This window comes from Microbacterium sp. H6 (genome assembly GCF_003314775.1).
GTDB lineage: Bacteria > Actinomycetota > Actinomycetes > Actinomycetales > Microbacteriaceae > Microbacterium > Microbacterium oxydans.
Genome location: NZ_QOAY01000098.1, coordinates 12,916 through 13,210, shown reverse-complemented (window position 1 = coordinate 13,210; position 295 = coordinate 12,916). Strand labels below are relative to the sequence as shown.

Below are 295 nucleotides of genomic sequence, written 5' to 3'. Positions count from 1 at the left end.
ATCCACCGGCGGTGCCTGCCAGATCTCGACGACTGTTCCCGCGGCGACGCCTTCCGGGATTCCCGTCGTGCTCTGGATGACCACCGTCGTCGATCGGCTGTCCTCCGCATCGGTCAGCGCCGAGACGGGGACGAGTTCGCCGCCGTCGAGGGTGCGGGTCGCCACGCTGTCCGCAAGGAGGTCGTCGGGACCGAGGTATCCCTCACCGGCAGCGCCGAGTCGCACGTCGACGACCTGGAAATCCGCGGCGGTCACGGGCTGGCCCTGCGTGATCGTCCGGGTGGTCTGGAGAACG

1 pseudogene is annotated in these 295 nt (G+C 69.5%); it reads right to left on the bottom strand.

What is annotated here, in order from left to right:
* Positions 1-255 (bottom strand): annotated as a pseudogene (locus tag DSP71_RS23245) (hypothetical protein); the annotation flags it as partial.
* Between the last annotated feature and the right edge of the window lie 40 nt (positions 256-295).